At 65.4% G+C, this 14,916-nt stretch carries 14 protein-coding genes and 1 tRNA gene; 8 read left to right on the top strand and 7 right to left on the bottom strand.

The features are described 5' to 3' along the window. Positions 1-63: 63 nt before the first annotated feature. The 5 genes from AC1RP5_RS21485 to AC1RP5_RS21505 all read left to right on the top strand — a co-directional run bounded on the left by AC1RP5_RS21485 (position 64) and on the right by AC1RP5_RS21505 (position 4,464). Positions 64-1,209, top strand: coding sequence for a TAXI family TRAP transporter solute-binding subunit (locus AC1RP5_RS21485; protein WP_493114086.1), 1,146 nt, complete (start codon positions 64-66; stop codon positions 1,207-1,209). A 76-nt stretch (positions 1,210-1,285) separates the two neighbouring features. Then, a complete protein-coding gene (locus AC1RP5_RS21490) occupies positions 1,286-2,470 on the top strand; it encodes a CaiB/BaiF CoA transferase family protein (RefSeq protein WP_493114087.1) in 1,185 nt (394 codons plus the stop codon). Positions 2,471-2,520: 50 nt separating this feature from the next. Beyond that, the gene (locus AC1RP5_RS21495) at positions 2,521-3,225 is read left to right on the top strand and encodes a DUF6134 family protein (RefSeq protein WP_493114089.1); all 705 of its coding nucleotides are present in this window, start codon (positions 2,521-2,523) and stop codon (positions 3,223-3,225) included. Continuing rightward, positions 3,222-3,605: a hypothetical protein gene (locus AC1RP5_RS21500; protein ID WP_493114091.1), complete on the top strand. Its 384-nt coding sequence runs from the start codon at positions 3,222-3,224 to the stop codon at positions 3,603-3,605. The genes AC1RP5_RS21495 and AC1RP5_RS21500 overlap by 4 nt, the downstream gene beginning before the upstream one ends. Before the next feature lies 1 nt (position 3,606). Continuing rightward, positions 3,607-4,464 carry an alpha/beta fold hydrolase gene (locus AC1RP5_RS21505; RefSeq protein ID WP_493114092.1) on the top strand — a complete coding sequence of 286 codons (858 nt, stop codon included), beginning with the start codon at positions 3,607-3,609 and terminating at the stop codon, positions 4,462-4,464. A gap of 85 nt (positions 4,465-4,549) precedes the next feature. Here the strand turns inward: AC1RP5_RS21505 and AC1RP5_RS21510 are convergent, their stop codons facing one another. The 6 genes from AC1RP5_RS21510 to AC1RP5_RS21535 form a co-directional block, all read right to left on the bottom strand. Then, positions 4,550-5,182, bottom strand: a complete 633-nt coding sequence (locus AC1RP5_RS21510; RefSeq protein ID WP_493114094.1) for a LysE family translocator — start codon at positions 5,180-5,182, stop codon at positions 4,550-4,552. Continuing rightward, a complete protein-coding gene (locus tag AC1RP5_RS21515) occupies positions 5,182-5,652 on the bottom strand; it encodes a DUF3237 domain-containing protein (protein ID WP_493114096.1) in 471 nt (156 codons plus the stop codon). The genes AC1RP5_RS21510 and AC1RP5_RS21515 overlap by 1 nt, the downstream gene beginning before the upstream one ends. Positions 5,653-5,659: 7 nt before the next feature. Then, positions 5,660-7,285, bottom strand: a complete 1,626-nt coding sequence (locus AC1RP5_RS21520) for a class I adenylate-forming enzyme family protein (protein ID WP_493114097.1) — start codon at positions 7,283-7,285, stop codon at positions 5,660-5,662. Between the two features lie 10 nt (positions 7,286-7,295). Then, entirely contained in the window at positions 7,296-7,703 is a 408-nt protein-coding gene (locus tag AC1RP5_RS21525; protein WP_493114099.1) for a rhodanese-like domain-containing protein, read from the bottom strand. Positions 7,704-7,794: 91 nt separating this feature from the next. Beyond that, the gene (locus tag AC1RP5_RS21530; protein WP_493114101.1) at positions 7,795-9,843 is read right to left on the bottom strand and encodes an NAD(+) synthase; all 2,049 of its coding nucleotides are present in this window, start codon (positions 9,841-9,843) and stop codon (positions 7,795-7,797) included. 71 nt (positions 9,844-9,914) lie between these two features. Further along, positions 9,915-9,989 (bottom strand) — tRNA-Val (locus tag AC1RP5_RS21535). A 126-nt stretch (positions 9,990-10,115) separates the two neighbouring features. Between AC1RP5_RS21535 and AC1RP5_RS21540 the strand changes: the two genes are divergently transcribed. The 3 genes from AC1RP5_RS21540 (at position 10,116) to AC1RP5_RS21550 (ending at position 14,350) form a co-directional block, all read left to right on the top strand. Further along, positions 10,116-11,015 carry an N-formylglutamate amidohydrolase gene (locus AC1RP5_RS21540; RefSeq protein WP_493114103.1) on the top strand — a complete coding sequence of 300 codons (900 nt, stop codon included), beginning with the start codon at positions 10,116-10,118 and terminating at the stop codon, positions 11,013-11,015. 364 nt (positions 11,016-11,379) lie between these two features. Then, positions 11,380-12,879: a M81 family metallopeptidase gene (locus tag AC1RP5_RS21545; protein ID WP_493114105.1), complete on the top strand. Its 1,500-nt coding sequence runs from the start codon at positions 11,380-11,382 to the stop codon at positions 12,877-12,879. A gap of 10 nt (positions 12,880-12,889) precedes the next feature. Next, positions 12,890-14,350, top strand: coding sequence for an N-acyl-D-amino-acid deacylase family protein (locus AC1RP5_RS21550; RefSeq protein WP_493114106.1), 1,461 nt, complete (start codon positions 12,890-12,892; stop codon positions 14,348-14,350). Between the two features lie 57 nt (positions 14,351-14,407). On the opposite strand, the gene dksA is transcribed toward AC1RP5_RS21550, so the two are convergent. Next, positions 14,408-14,833 carry an RNA polymerase-binding protein DksA gene (gene dksA / locus AC1RP5_RS21555; RefSeq protein ID WP_493114107.1) on the bottom strand — a complete coding sequence of 142 codons (426 nt, stop codon included), beginning with the start codon at positions 14,831-14,833 and terminating at the stop codon, positions 14,408-14,410. Positions 14,834-14,916 lie beyond the last annotated feature (83 nt).

A 14,916-nucleotide genomic window follows, 5' to 3' on the forward strand; every position in this document is an offset into this window, starting at 1 on the left:
CCGACGACGACTTGGCACCATGTTCCGGCGTCAGCGCCGGAAATGTGTGCCATGGATGTTTCGATGAACCGACGCTTCGCCGTCACAGGCGCCGCACTGGTCCTCCTCCTCAGCGGAGCAGCGGCGGCGCAGAGCGTGCCGCGGGAAATGTCCTGGACGGCCTACGACACGGGTTCCTCGGGCTTCACCACTGCCGTGGCCATCGCCCAGCAGTTCAAGCCCGCCGTCGACTCCGACGTGCGCGTGCTGCCCGCGGGCAACGACACCGGCCGCCTCATGCCGCTCAGGAACCAGCGGGCCCTGATCTCGCAGATGGGTATCGGCACCTATTTTGCGCAGGAAGGCGTCTTCGAGTTCGGGGCGCGCAACTGGGGACCGCAAGCAACGCGCCTGATCATGTCGGCTGACGCCTGCAACGGCATCAGCCTCGTGGTGGCCAAGGATCTCGGCGCCAAGGAGATCAAGGATCTCAAGGGCAAGCGGATCGGCGTCGTCGTCGGCTCGCCCGCGGTGACGCGCGGGGCAATTGCGCTGATCGCCTTCGGCAATCTCACCGAGCAGGACGTGACCCTGGTCCAGTTCTCGTCGACCAACGCGATGTGGAAAGGCCTGATCAACAACGAGACGGACGCCCTCCTCGCCTCGACGGTGGCCAGCCGCACGCGCGAAGCCGCCAATTCCCCGCGCGGCATCATGTGGCCGCCGCTGCCGCCGGGCGACAAGGCGGGATGGGCGCGCGTCCTCAAGATCGCACCCTACTTCAAGTCGCAGCAGGCGACCTGCGGCGCCGGCGGACTGTCGCCCACCGCGCCCGTCGACATGGCGGATTACGCCTATCCGATCTTCATGACTTACGCCGACCGGCCCGATGACACGATCTATGCCGTCACGCGGACGATGATCGACACCTACGACAAATACAAAGACAGCGCGCCCGAAGCCGAGGGCATGGCGCTGGCCCGGCAGAACCTGACGTGGGTCGTCCCCTATCACGAGGGCACGATCCGCGCGTTCAAGGAACGGGGCGTCTGGACCGATGCCGCACAGTCCCACAACGACGCGCTCGTGAAGCGCCAGCAGGTCCTGATCGACGCCTGGAAGGCCTACACGGCCGGCGCGCCGGCGGACGACAAGGCCTTCGCCGACGGCTGGCTGAAGGCCCGCGCGGCGGCCCTTACGCGGGCCGGAATGGACGTGGTCTTCGAATAGAACCGCCCGCCGACCTCTGCTAATGCTCCGACGCAGCCGGCCCATCCGAGGCCCGGCGCGAGGGAGGCAGGGTCACATGTCAGGCGTTCTCGAAGGCATCCGCGTACTCGATTTCGGCCGCTACATCGCCGGTCCGTTCTGCGGCACGATGCTGGCCGATCTCGGCGCCGAGGTGATCCGCGTCGAGAAGCTGGAGGGCAGCGAGGATCGCTGGGTGACCCCGGTTGTCGACGGCGGCGAAGGCGCCATGTTCCTCCAGATGGGCCGCAACAAGCTCGGCCTCACCTTGAACCCGATGAAGCCCGAGGGCCGGGAGATCGTGAAGAAGCTGGTGGCGACATCCGACGTGGTGATCGCCAACCTGCCCTACGAAGACCTGCAGAAGATGGGCATCGACTACGAGGCCCTCTCCGCCATCAATCCCCGCATCATCCTCGCCACCACCTCGACCTTCGGCTCGGAAGGCCCTTACAAGACGCGTGTCGGCTTCGACACGATCGGCCAGGCGATGTCGGGCGCCATGCATCTCTCGGGTGACGGCGAGACGCCGACCCGCATGAATGCGCCGTTCGTCGATTTCGGCACGGCATTGCTCAACACCGTGGGCGTGCTGGCGGCCCTCATGGACCGCGCCAAGAGCGGCAAGGGCCAGAAGGTCGAGACCGCCCTGCTGCGGACGGCCATGAACATCACCAACGGTCATCTGATCGAGCAGGCGATGCTCAACCTCAACCGCATCGCCACGCTGAACCGCGGCTTCACGGCCGGCCCGTCCGACACCTTCAAGTGCAAGGACGGCTGGATCTACGCCATGACGATCGGCCAGCCGCTGTTCGTGCGCTGGTGCAAGCTGATGGGCGACGAGAAGCTGGCCGCCGACGAGCGCTTCAAGGACGATCTCGCCCGCGGCGACAATGGCGAGGCGCTGTCGGCGATCATGCAGAAGTGGTGCGATACCCGCACCGTCGCGGAGGCGCTGGCCGCCCTCGAAGCCAACCGCATTCCGGCCGGCCCGGTCTACACGCCGCAGCAGACGCTCGATGACAAGCACGTGCAGGAAGCCGGCTTCTTCCATTCGATGGAATATCCCGGCGCCAAGATGGGCGTGCCGGTGCTGCAGGAGCCGGTGAAGCTCTCCCGCACGCCCCTCACGATCCGCCGCCGCGCCCCGACCCTGGGCGAGCACACGGAACAGATCTTGCAGGAACTCGGCTACGAACCCGCCGTTATCGCGAAGTTGAAGGCCGACCGGGTCGTCTAACGGGGATCCAGCGGCTTCCCACCACGTATAAGGAGGATCGGGAGCCATTGATGATGCGTCGTCTGATCCTTGCGCTGGCACTATTGGGCTGCGGCTCGGCCGCGGCCCTGGCTGCTGGCGGCGAGCTGCCGTACGGACCGACCCATGTTTTCGCCGCATTCCGGAACGGCGAGCGGATCGGGACGCATACCCTCACCTTCCAGCAGAACGGCGACAAACGCATCGTCACGACCTCGATCGACTTTTCGGTGAAGGCGCTCGGCCTGACCATGTATCGCTACATGCATCGCGGCCAGGAGGTCTGGAACGGCAACACGTTCGAATCGATCTCCACCCAGACCGACGACAATGGCACCAAGTACGCGCTGAAAGCCAAGCATGAGGCTGGCGGTGTCGCGGTGGTCCGGGAGGGCGGCAGCGCCCCGAAGCTGACGGCGAGCGATGTCGGTTTCCAGCAGGGCAGCGCCAGGCAGGAGACTCTCCCGGCAAACACCCTTCCCTCGACGCACTGGAACTTCAACCAGGTCAAGCAGGCGTCGATGCTCAACAGCCAGAACGGCAACCTGGCCAAGATCCAGATCACGCCCAAGGGCCGCGAGACCATCAAGACGGCCAACGGCACGCTTCAGGCTGAGCATTACAGCTACACGGGCGACGTCGTCATGGATCAGTGGTTCGACGACAAGGGCCGCTGGGTGAAGGCCACTTTCAAGGCTTCCGACGGATCGACGATCGAGTACATACTGCAGGAATGATCCCTGCAGATTGTTTCGCGAAGCTGCCGTCTCTCCTCGCCGACGATACCGACCTGCTGCGACGCGGACGCTGGCTCAGCGTCGAATGCCGGGTCGACATCGGCACTGAACCCTTTCACCTGACGCTGAAGGACGGCGCCCTCGCCGCGCTCGATCGCGGCCCGCGGCTGATGCGCTCCACCGTGTTCACCGTTCGCGGCAGCGAGGAGGCCTGGCGGCATCATTGGCGGAAGATGCCGGAGCCGGGCTGGCACGATCTGTTCGCGCTCACCAAGCGCGGCGCCGCCTCGTTCGAAGGCGACCTGCGGCCGCTGCTGCAGAACCTGCAGTATTTCAAAGACCTGCTGGCCCTGCCCCGCCGCCTGCCGGAGGCACACTGACATGGCGCCCGTTCTCGATCCCATGGTCGGCCGCTATGTGCGGCTCGACATCGACGGCACGCCGCACCGCATTTATTTCGAGGAGGCAGGACAAGGCATCCCTCTCGTCTGCCTGCACACGGCTGGCGCCGACAATCGCCAGTTCCGTCACCTCCTCGCCGATCCGGAGATCACGAAGCGCTACCGCGTGCTGGCCTTCGACATGCCCTGGCACGGCAAGTCGACGCCGCCCGACGGCTGGGAGAGGACCGAGTATCGGCTGACGACCGCCTCCTACACCGCCGCCATCCGCGCCTTCTGCCAGGCACTCGAACTGGACCGGCCGGTGGTGATGGGTTGCTCGATCGGCGGGCGCATCGTGCTCAATCTCGCGATCGCGCATGCCACCGAGTTCCGCGCGCTGGTGGCGCTCGAGGCCGCCGACTTCCAGCAGCCCTGGTACGACACCGCGTGGCTGCACCGTCCCGACGTCCATGGCGGCGAAGTCTGCGCCGCGCTGATCTCCGGCCTGATCGCGCCGCAGAGCCCGCCCGTGAGCCGCCATGAGACGCTGTGGATGTACATGCAGGGCGGACCAGGCATCTTCAAAGGCGATCTCTATTTCTACAGGGTCGACGGCGACCTGCGCGAGAAGGTGAAGACGATCGACACGAAGGTCTGCCCGCTCTACCTGCTGACTGGCGAGTACGACTTCTCCTGCACCGCCGAGGACACGCTGCGCACCGCCGCGCAGATCCCGGGCGTCGAGGTGCAGGTCATGAAAGAGCTGGGCCACTTCCCGATGAGCGAGAACCCGGCCAGGTTCCGCGAATACATCCTGCCGGTTTTGGAGAAGATCACGGCCTCTCAGTCGTCCTGAGCGCAGCGAAGGACCTCACATAGCGGCCAGCGCACTGCGTGGCTCGCGCCAGATCCTTCGCTTCGCTCAGGATGACAAGGGGGCTCTAGGACCTGCTGTCGACCGCTAGCCTCACCGCGAGGCCGGCGAAGACGGCGCCGAGGAAATACTGCGACAGGCGGCGAAAGCGGCCTCCGCTGGAGAAGACGCGGCCGAGACGGCTTGCGCCCAGGATGACCGCGCCGTTCACGACTAGGCCGATGGCATTGAGCACCGTCGCCAGCACCATGATCTGCAGCGCGACGGAGCCGGCTTCCGGCTGCACGAACTGCGGGAACAGCGCCAGGACGAACAGCGCCATCTTCGGATTGAGAAGATTGGTGAGCAGCCCCTGACGGAACATCGTGCCGACGGCGTGGCGGGTCGCGCCGGCTTCCGGCGTGAGCGTCGCGGCGCCGGAGCGCACGGTCTTCCAGGCGAGATAGAGCAGATAGGCAGCGCCCGCGTAACGCACGGCATCGTAAGCGACGGGCACGATCAGGAAGAGCTGCGACAGGCCGAAGGCCGCCGCCAGAGCGTGGCAGTAGGTGCCGACCTGGATACCGGCCAGCGTCGCAAAACCCGCCCCCTTGCCCTGGCTCGCGCTGCGCGACGCGATCAGCAGCATGTCGGGGCCAGGCGTCATCGTGAGCGCGAGGCTCGCGGTGGCGAACAGCGCGAGGGTGGCGAGGTCGATCATCAGAGGATCTGGAAGACCTCGTAGACCGGCCCGGCGGCCTCGCGCCGGCCAGTCGAAACGCAGACGATGCGGTTGAGGAAGCGGTACTTCTCCGATGCGGTCTCGAAGTAAGGCGTGGCGCGGAAGTAATACTGGCTGGGATCGACCTTCTCGCCCTTGTTGAGCTGTTCCATCACCCAGGCCGGGCCGTGCCGCATGCCGCGATAGCTCATGTAGACGAGATGGCCGTCGTCGGTCTTGAGCGTGAGGCGGACGTCAAGCATCAGGATGCCGTCGCGGCGCTGCAGCAGCCAGTCTCCGGCCGGCGTCGGCAGCACGGTGCCGCGCAGTTCGTCGCCCTCGAAGGTGCCGCCCGTCACCGTGGCGATGCGGCGGCGGCCATAGGGCGTCTCGCCGACATCGGTGAAATTCGGATCGACCTGCAGGGTCAGGGTGAAGAGATGAGCTGAACGCAGGGTGGGTCCGGTCATGTGGTCCTCAAATCTTGGCCGTCCGGCCTTCCCAATAGGGAGCCCGAAGCTCGCGTTTCATGATTTTGCCGATGGTGCTGCGCGGAAGCGAGTCGCGGAACTCGACCGCGACCAGACGCTGCGTCTTGCTGAGCTGGCCGTTCGCCCATTCGCGCACCGCCTCCTCACTCGTCACCGCGCCGTCGCGACGCACGCAGAGCGCCATCGGCGATTCGCCCCACTGCTCGCTCGGCACGCCGATCACCGCGGCGTCGATCACATCGGGATGCTTTAGCAGAAGGACCTCGATGTCGGCAGCATAGACGTTGAAGCCGCCGGAAATGATCATGTCCTTCTTGCGATCGAGCAGGATCAGGAACCCGTCCTCGTCGAGCTTACCCATGTCGCCGGACTTGAAGAACAACCGGCCGTCGGCATCGTGCCAGAACAGCTCGCGCGTCTTGTCGTCCTGTTTGTAGTAGCCCTTCATCATCATCTCGGCGCGACCGGCGATCTCGCCGACCTCGCCCTGCGGCAGTTCCCTGCCCTGCTCGTCGAGGATCCTGAGTTCGACACCGAAGCCCGCCTTGCCGACCGTGTGGAGCTTGTCGGGATGCAGGTTGGCTTCGAGCATGCAGCTCCCACCGCCCTCGGTCAGTCCGTAGATCTCGATCAGGCGACCCGGCCAGCGCGCCAGGCAATCGGCCTTCACCTGGGCGCGCAACGGCGCGCTGGTCGAGAGCTTGGCCTTGAAGGAGCCGAGGTCGTACTTGTCGAAATCGGGATGGGCCAGGATGCGCTGATATTGCACCGGCACCAGCATGGCATGCGTCGCCCGCTCGGCCTGCGCCAGCTCGAGGAACTTCACGACGTCGGACTTGCGCATCAGGACCGACGTACCGCCCACGCCGACGGTCGCGAGCAGCGCGACCAGCGTCGTGTTGGAATAGAGCGGCGTCGAGACCATCGAGACCGTGTCCGGACCGTAGTCGAACACCGGGAACCGGACGGGAAGCTGGCTGCGCAGCGCGTGCGAGTGGAGGATGCCCTTGGGCAGGCCGGTCGTGCCGGAACTGTAGATGATGTTGAAGTCGTCCAGCGCCTCGATCGCCGTCTCGAACGGCGCGTCGCTCGCCGACGCCAGCCAGGCCTCGAAATCCTGCCAGCCCGGCCGGGTAAAATCGTAAGCGATGCGGCCACCGGCCACGAGCTTGGCTAGGCGCCCCTCGTAAGGCTCGACCAGCGCGCGATACTGGTCCGACAGGAACAGCACCTTGGCGTCGCAATCGTCGAGCATCTTCTCGAGCGCATCCGCCGCCGCCATAGTCGAGAGCGGCACGACGCAGACGCCGGCGCGCAGCCCGCCCATGAAGGTTTCGAGATATTCGATCGAATTGGACGCGAGGATCGCGATCTTGTCGCCGCGGCCCAGCCCCATCTCCGACAGACGACGGGCGATCCTGTTGATGCGAGCGTCGAAGTCCCGCCAGCTCCGCACGGCGCCGTCGCATTTCACCGCCGGCTTGTCGGGATGCGTCGCCGCATGCCGCGCGATGTAGGCCGGGATCGACGTGAAATCCGGAATGTCGTCGATCGCCGGCTGCGGCACGATCGGCTGAGCGGGAGCTTGTTCGGCGCTGATGGGCCGGCTCATCGGCCGCGCCCTACTTCTTGGGCTCGACCGTCTCCACCGGGCCGCCGGCCTTCTTCCAGGCGCCGAAGCCGCCCTCGAAATGCGCGACCGGCGTCAGGCCCATGTCCTGCGCCGTCTTGGTCGACAGCGCCGAGCGCCAGGCGCCGGCGCAGAAGAACACGAACTTGTTGCCGGTCTGGAAGTAATCCTTGGCGTAGGGGCTCTTCGGATCGATCCACATTTCCAGCATGCCGCGCGTCACGTTGATGGCGCCGGGAATCGTGCCGTCGCGCCACAGTTCGCGGATGTCGCGGATGTCGATGAAGGTGACACCCGGCTGGCCGTGGATCTTCATCGCCTCGGCGAGCGGCAACGTCTCGATCTGGCTGTTGGCCTCGTCGACCATCTGCTGGACCGTCTTCTTGATCTCGAGCGGCATGAAACCCTCCCTACGCGCTTCCTTCGAGCGTCAGTACCATTTTGGCCGAAGTGCGCAAACGATGCGAACCCGCCGCGTGAAATCGCGACGTCTATTTCTTCTTGCCCTGGGGAATCGCCTTCATTTCCTCGAGCCAGATGTCGGGACTGCCGTCCGACGGCGCCCGCCAGTCGCCGCGCGGCGACAGCGAACCGCCGGACGAGATCTTCGGTCCGTTGGGCAGCGCCGAGCGCTTGAACTGGTTGGTGAAGAAGCGGCGCAGGAACAGCGCCAGCCAGCCGCGGATCTCCTCCAGCGTGTAGGCGCGCCGCGTGCCCTCGTCCATGTTGGCGGGCCAGGCGCCCTTCTCGATGTCGTGCCAGGCGTTCCAAGCCATGAAGGCGATCTTCGACGGGCGATAGCCGAGGCGCGTCAGGTAGAAGAGATTGAAGTCCTGCAGCGCATAGGGACCGACGAAGCTTTCGGTCGCCTGCACCACGCCCTTCTCGCCAGCCGGGATGAGTTCAGGCGAGATCTCGGTATTCAGAATGTCGTGCAGGATCTCCGCCGTGCTCTCGCTGACGTCGCCCGAAGCGGCGACGAAGCGGATCAGGTGCTGGATCAGCGTCTTGGAGACCGAGCCGTTGGGATTGTAGTGGGACATGTGATCGCCCACGCCGTAGGTGCACCAGCCGAGTCCCAGCTCGGAGAGATCGCCGGTGCCGACCACCAGGCCGCGCTGCTGGTTGGCCAGCCGGAACAGATAGTCGGTGCGCAGGCCCGCCTGCACGTTCTCGAAGGTGACGTCGTAGACCTTCTTGCCCTGGGCGAAGGGGTGACCGATGTCGGCCAGCATCTGCGTCGCCGCCGGCTTGATGTCGATCTCGGCCGCCGTGACCCCCAGCGCCTTCATCAGCCGCCATGCGTTGGTGTGGGTTTTGTCCGAGGTGCCGAAGCCCGGCATCGTGTAGGCGAAGATGTTCTTTCGGCTGAGGCCGAGCTGGTCCATCGCCCGGCAGATGACGATCAGCGCATGCGTCGAATCGAGGCCGCCCGAGACGCCGATGACGGCATTCTCCACGCGGCTCGAATGCAGGCGCTGCGCCAGGCCCTGGACCTGGATGTTGTAGGCCTCGTAGCAATTGTCGCGCAGCTTGGCCGGATCGGACGGCACGTAGGGGAAGCGCTCGATGGCGCGGTCCAGCGCGACGCGGTTCTTCGGCGGATCGAAGGCGAACGGCAAGGTCCGGAAGCGCTCGACCCGCTCCTTCTCCTGCAGCGCGCAATCAGCGAAGCCGTTGTAGCGCAGGCGTTCTTGACGGATGCGGCCGACGTCGATGTCGGCCTGGATCATCGTCGAGTCCTTCTCGAAGCGCGACGATTCGACGAGCTGGTCGCCCAGCTCATAGATCGCGGCATGGCCGTCCCAGGCAAGGTCGGTGGTCGACTCGCCCGGCCCCGACGCCGAATAGGCGTAGGCCGCGACCGCGCGCATCGACTGGCTGCCGCACAGCAGCCGCCGCGCCTCGGCCTTGCCGATCGTGATGTTGCTGGCCGACAGGTTCACCAGCAGCTCCGCTCCGGCGAGCGCGGCGTGGCTCGACGGCGGGATCGGCACCCAGACGTCCTCGCAGATCTCGACATGGAAGGTGAGATCGATGCCGGTCGCCTTGAACAGGATGTCGGTGCCGAACGGCACGGTCTGTCCCACCAGCTCGATCTCGCTGCGGATGACGTTGGCGCCCGAGATGAAATGACGCTTCTCGTAGAACTCGCGATAGTTCGGCAGATAAGTCTTGGGGACGACGCCCAGCACCTTGCCGCGATGGATGACCACGGCCGTGTTGTAGAGGCGGTTCGAAATCCGAAGCGGCGCGCCAACGATCAGCACCGGGAAGAGCTTGCGCGAAGCCTCGACGACCTTGGCGACCGACCGCTCGACCTCGTCGAGCAGCGCGTCCTGCAGCAGCAGGTCCTCGATGGCGTAGGAAGACAGGCCGAGTTCGGGGAAGACCATGACGGCGGCCCGCGCCTTGTCGCCCTGGCTGGCCAGTTTCAGCGTCTCGGCCAGATTGTAGGCGGCGTCGGCCACGCGGGTGCGCGGCACGCAGCACGCCACGCGCACGAACTCATGGGAATAGAGCGAATAAAAATCGGACATCGGGACTCCAGCGATCCTCTACTGGTGCCTCGCCGTTCGTTTCCAATCAAGGTCTGCTGGAGAGAAGGCGATGGTGGGCGCGACAGGGATCGAACCTGTGGCCACTGCCATGTCAAGACAGTGCTCTACCGCTGAGCTACGCGCCCATCACCTGCTGCTGCCGGGGTCGAAACCATCCGGTAGCGCGGAAGGCGGTCCGTCTACATCGCGGCCAGCGGATTGGCAAGTGCGTGAAAGGTGACGCGCTCGGTTCCACCGGCTATTACCGATAAATGGATTTTCTCCCGGTCCTGCCCGACCATGAGGCGCTGGATTGCCGGCTGCCCGAGCACCAGACGGTTCCCGTGGTCGTCGCTTCGCCGCACAGCGGCTCGATCTATCCTCCCGAATTCCTCGAACAGGCCGTCGTCCCCCTCTCCGCGCTCCGCCGGGCGGAAGACGCCTTCGTCGATGAACTGTTCGCCGCCGCGCCCTCGCTGGGCATGCCGTTGCTGGCCGCCCGCTTTCCCCGCTCCTATGTCGACGCCAACCGCGAGCCCTACGAACTCGATCCGGGCATGTTCGAAGGTCCGCTGCCGCGGCCTCTGAACCACCGGACCACCAGGGTCGCGGCCGGCCTCGGGATGATCCCGCGGGTCGCGGCCAGCGGCGAGGCGATCTACCGTGGCCGGGTCCCCTCCGAGACGATCGAGCACCGGCTGGAAACCTGCTGGCGGCCTTATCACCAGACCCTGTCCCTGCTGGTGGAGCACACCTACAGCAGCTTCGGCGGCGCCCTCCTGATCGATGCCCATTCCATGCCGTCCTCGGCTTCCAACCTGGGCGGCCGCGACCGGGACCAGCGGGTGGATATCGTCCTGGGCGACAATCACGGCGAGGCCTGCGCGCCGGAGTTCACGGCCGCCGCCGAACGCTGGTTTCGAGCACGCGGCCTGCGCGTGCAGCGCAACCAGCCCTATGCCGGCGGCTTCACGACCCAGCGCTATGGCCGTCCGGCCGTCGCCCGCCACACGCTCCAGATCGAGATCAACCGGGCCCTCTACATGGACGAGGCCCGGCACGAGAGGCTCCCGGTCGCCGGCGTCTTCGCCCGGCTGATCACGGGTCTGCTGGAGGAAATGGGCCAAAGCGCCCAGGAAATCCTTCTGCCGAGGCCCCTGGCTGCCGAATAGCTTCACGCAACGCACTGAACCAGCCCCAGTTCAGCCGATCGGGCAAAAAAAGGGGCCGCGACAAGCGCGGCCCGAGTTTAGGGAGGAAACGCCCAAGACGGGCATACAGCAAACAAAGAGGCTACCGAGGTAGCGTTTGCTGCCCACTCAGAATGGTGCACCTGCGAAGAGAAAGCAAGAGTGAAAAAGAGCCCTGAATTCACATCTTTAGCGTTCGTTGCTGTCTATAGGCGGGTGTGCTCTTTTTGCAACGCAACAGAATAGTGCGATGCAGCTTTGCATCAATTGCATTGCTTCAGCAAACGCGCGAGACGTGCAGTTTTTGCTAGGGTGTTCAAATACTTAAGCCTGGATGGAGAGCGTGTTGGCCAAGAAATTCGTAGTCGCAATGATGATGCACGAGACCAATACGTTCTCGCCCCTGCCCACTCCCATCGAATCCTTTGCCCGCGCGACCGCGCTGAGCGGCCCGATCGCCATCAAGGAATCGGAAGGCACCAACACCTCCCTGGGCGGTTTCATCGAGGTGGCGCGCAAGGCGGGCGCTGAATTCACGGTCCCGATGGCGGCCGGTGCCCATCCGTCAGGCTTGGTCACGAAAGCGGCATACGAGCAGATGACGACCGCCATCGTCGACGAGATCAAAAAGGGCTGCGACGCCGTCCTCCTCGCCCTGCACGGCGCCATGGTCGCCGAGCACTATGACGACGGCGAGGGTGAGTTGCTCAATCGTATCCGCAAGATCGCGCCCGACGTGCCGATCGCCGTGGCGCTCGATTTCCACACCCAGATGACCGACGCCATGGTGAACGGCGCCACGATCATGACGGGCTACCGCACCTATCCCCACATCGACATGGCCGACACGGCCCGCCGCGCCGGCCGCACTCTGATGCGAACCCTGGCCGGCGAAATCGAGCCGAAGATGGTCTGGGGCAGCCGCCCGATCATGAGCAGCTCGCTGGTCCACACCCCCTCGCGCGAGCCGATGAAGACGCTGATGGGCATGGCCAATCAGGCCGAGGACACCGGCGAGGTCCTGAACGCTTCCGTGTTTGGCGGCTTCCCGCAGGCCGACATCCCCCACCTCGCCCTCTCCTCGGTCATCGTCTGCGACAAGCGCACGGCCGAAGGCGAGATCCTGCTCAACCGCATCCTCGATACGGCGTGGGAGAAGCGCGAGGGCTTCCTGTTCCATCCCGAGCCGCTGTCGGTCCAGGTCGGCCGCGCCAAGGGCTACACCGATTACCCCGTCGTCATGGCCGACCACGGCGACAACACCGCCTCGGGCGGCACCCAGGATGTGATGAGCGTCATCGAGGAAGCCATGAAGCAGGGCCTCGAGGACGCGGTCGCCGGTCCTATCTGTGATCCGGCCTGCGTCGAGCAGATGATCAAGGCCGGCGTCGGCGCCGAACTGACGCTCGAACTCGGCGGAAAGATCGACATGCCGGCCATGGGCCTGAAGGGCAAGCCGCTCAAGGTCACCGGCAAAGTGAAGGCGATCACCGACGGCCAGTTCGTCGTGACCGGCCCGATGGCCACCGGCACCACGGTCCGCATGGGCCGCACCGCCGTGCTCGACACCGGCAAGATGCAAATCGTGGTCTCCGAGAAGCGCGCCGAGCCCTACGACCTTGGCGTCTTCACCCATTGCGGCATCGATCCGCGCCGCAAGAAGTTCGTGCTCATCAAGTCGCGCCAGCATTTCCGCGCCGGCTTCGAGCCCATCGCCAAGCACATCGTGATGTGCGACGGCGACGGCTGCACCGCCTCCGACCTCAAGCTGTTCAAGTATGAGCGCGTCAAGCGCCCGCTCTACCCGTTCGACCTCGACATGCGGCTCGGCCGCAACGAAGCCTAGGAGCATCCCCATGGCCACTTACGATATCGTCATCCGCAACGGCCAGGTGGCCGACGGCACCGGCAAGAAACTGTTCGCCGCCGACGTGGCGCTGAAGGGCGACCGCATCGTCGCCGTCGAGGCGCCGGGCTCGCTGCGCGGCGACAATGAAGTCGACGCCACCGGCAAGGTCGTGGCGCCGGGCTTCATCGACGTGCACACGCACGACGACACCGCCCTGATCGACAACCCGACCATGGCGATGAAAGCGAGCCAGGGCGTCACCACCGTGGTGTGCGGCAATTGCGGCGTCTCGGCCGCGCCCTACATCCGGCCCGACGTCGGCCACTGGATGTCGCTGATCGTGAAGAAGAAGGAGAATCTCTCCAAGGACTTCGCCGAGTTCGCGGGCAAGGTCGATGCGGCCAAGCCCGCCATCAACGGCGCTTTCCTGATCGGCCACGGCACCCTGCGCATCAACTCGATGGGCGACGACCTCAACCGCGTCGCCACCGCGCCCGAGATCAAGCAGATGCGCGAGCTGCTCGACCAGAGCCTCGAACAGGGCGCGATCGGCATGTCGAGCGGCCTGTTCTACGCCGTGTCGAGCCATGCCTCGACCGACGAGGTGGTCGACGTGGCGACGCCTCTCGGGCGCTGGGGCGGCGTCTACACCGCCCACATGCGCGACGAGGGCGACCATATCCTGAAGGCGATGGACGAGACCTTCGAGATCGGCCGCCGCGTCGGCGCCGAAATCATCGTCTCGCACCACAAGTGCTCGGGCCGCTCCAACTTCGGCCGCATGAAGGAAACCCTGCCGCGCTTCAACGAGGCGATGAAGAAGCAGCAGATCGCCTTCGACGTTTATCCCTATGTCGCCGGCTCGACGATCCTGCGCAGCGACATGCTGGAGCGCGCCGACAAGGTGCTGATCACCTGGTCCGACAAGGTCGAGGGCATGAGCGGCCGCGACCTCAAGGAGATCGCCCAGGAGATGGGCTGCTCGATGAAGGAAGCCGCCGACCGCATCCAGCCGGCCGGCGCCATCTACTTCATGATGGACGAGAAGGATGTGCAGGCCGCGATGTCCCATCCCGGCGCCATGATCGGCTCGGACGGCATCCCGTTCGACGCCCATCCGCATCCGCGCCTGTGGGGCACCTTCCCCCGCGTGCTCGGCCACTACTCGCGCGACCTCGGGCTCTTCCCGCTGGAGGACGCGGTGCGCCGCATGACGTCCTATTCGGCGCAGCGCTTCCATCTCGCCAAGCGTGGCGAGGTGAAGCCCGGCTTCTATGCCGACATCTGCGTGTTCGACCCGGCGACGGTGATCGACACCGCGACCTTCGAGAAGCCGATCTCACCGGCCAGGGGCATCGACACGGTGATCTGCAACGGCGCCTTCGCCTGGCGCGACGGCAAGCCCGGCGGCGGCCAGGCCGGCCGCGCGCTCAATCGTCAGGCCATGCAGGACGAAGCCAAGGCCTGATCGCAGCGAGGCAATCGACCAAAAGAAAAGGCCCGCTGTTCAGCGGGCCTTTTCAATTCAGTCGTTGCCTTCGTCGCGGCGGGTTCGCTCCATGCGTTCGTGGCGCTCCTGCGCCTCGACCGACAAGGTCGCGATCGGCCGCGCCTCGAGGCGCTTCAGCGAGATCGGCTCACCCGTCTCCTCGCAATATCCGTAAGAGCCTTCCTCGATCGACTTCATCGCCTGGTCGATCTTGGAGATCAGCTTGCGGAAGCGATCGCGGGTCCGAAGCTCAAGCGAGCGATCGGTCTCGGCGGTCGCGCGATCGGCGAGATCGGGCTGGGCCAGGCTTTCCTCCTGCATGTTCTGCAGGGTCTGATTCGATTCGTCGATCAGCTCGCCCTTCCACTTCAGCAGCTTCTGCCTGAAGTACTCCTGCTGCATCGGGTTCATGAACGCTTCACGCTCTGTCGGCCGGTAATTCTGCGGCAACGTAATCGACATCGTCGGCAACTCCACTCGAAGCCACGACAGTCCACCAGGGGAAGGTGGACCCTTTTCGAAGCGCGCGGAGTATAGGGAGCAGC

This window comes from Reyranella sp. GW821-FHT12G01, assembly GCF_058806575.1.

What these genes read in the sequence shown, in the direction of transcription:
- AC1RP5_RS21485 (WP_493114086.1), top strand. Translation starts at nt 64, where the DNA reads ATGAACCGACGCTTCGCCGTCACAGGCGCCGCACTGGTCCTCCTCCTC.
- AC1RP5_RS21490 (WP_493114087.1), top strand. Translation starts at nt 1,286, where the DNA reads ATGTCAGGCGTTCTCGAAGGCATCCGCGTACTCGATTTCGGCCGCTAC.
- AC1RP5_RS21495 (WP_493114089.1), top strand. Translation starts at nt 2,521, where the DNA reads ATGATGCGTCGTCTGATCCTTGCGCTGGCACTATTGGGCTGCGGCTCG.
- AC1RP5_RS21500 (WP_493114091.1), top strand. Translation starts at nt 3,222, where the DNA reads ATGATCCCTGCAGATTGTTTCGCGAAGCTGCCGTCTCTCCTCGCCGAC.
- AC1RP5_RS21505 (WP_493114092.1), top strand. Translation starts at nt 3,607, where the DNA reads ATGGCGCCCGTTCTCGATCCCATGGTCGGCCGCTATGTGCGGCTCGAC.
- AC1RP5_RS21510 (WP_493114094.1), bottom strand. Translation starts at nt 5,182, where the DNA reads ATGATCGACCTCGCCACCCTCGCGCTGTTCGCCACCGCGAGCCTCGCG.
- AC1RP5_RS21515 (WP_493114096.1), bottom strand. Translation starts at nt 5,652, where the DNA reads ATGACCGGACCCACCCTGCGTTCAGCTCATCTCTTCACCCTGACCCTG.
- AC1RP5_RS21520 (WP_493114097.1), bottom strand. Translation starts at nt 7,285, where the DNA reads ATGAGCCGGCCCATCAGCGCCGAACAAGCTCCCGCTCAGCCGATCGTG.
- AC1RP5_RS21525 (WP_493114099.1), bottom strand. Translation starts at nt 7,703, where the DNA reads ATGCCGCTCGAGATCAAGAAGACGGTCCAGCAGATGGTCGACGAGGCC.
- AC1RP5_RS21530 (WP_493114101.1), bottom strand. Translation starts at nt 9,843, where the DNA reads ATGTCCGATTTTTATTCGCTCTATTCCCATGAGTTCGTGCGCGTGGCG.
- AC1RP5_RS21540 (WP_493114103.1), top strand. Translation starts at nt 10,116, where the DNA reads ATGGATTTTCTCCCGGTCCTGCCCGACCATGAGGCGCTGGATTGCCGG.
- AC1RP5_RS21550 (WP_493114106.1), top strand. Translation starts at nt 12,890, where the DNA reads ATGGCCACTTACGATATCGTCATCCGCAACGGCCAGGTGGCCGACGGC.
- dksA (WP_493114107.1), bottom strand. Translation starts at nt 14,833, where the DNA reads ATGTCGATTACGTTGCCGCAGAATTACCGGCCGACAGAGCGTGAAGCG.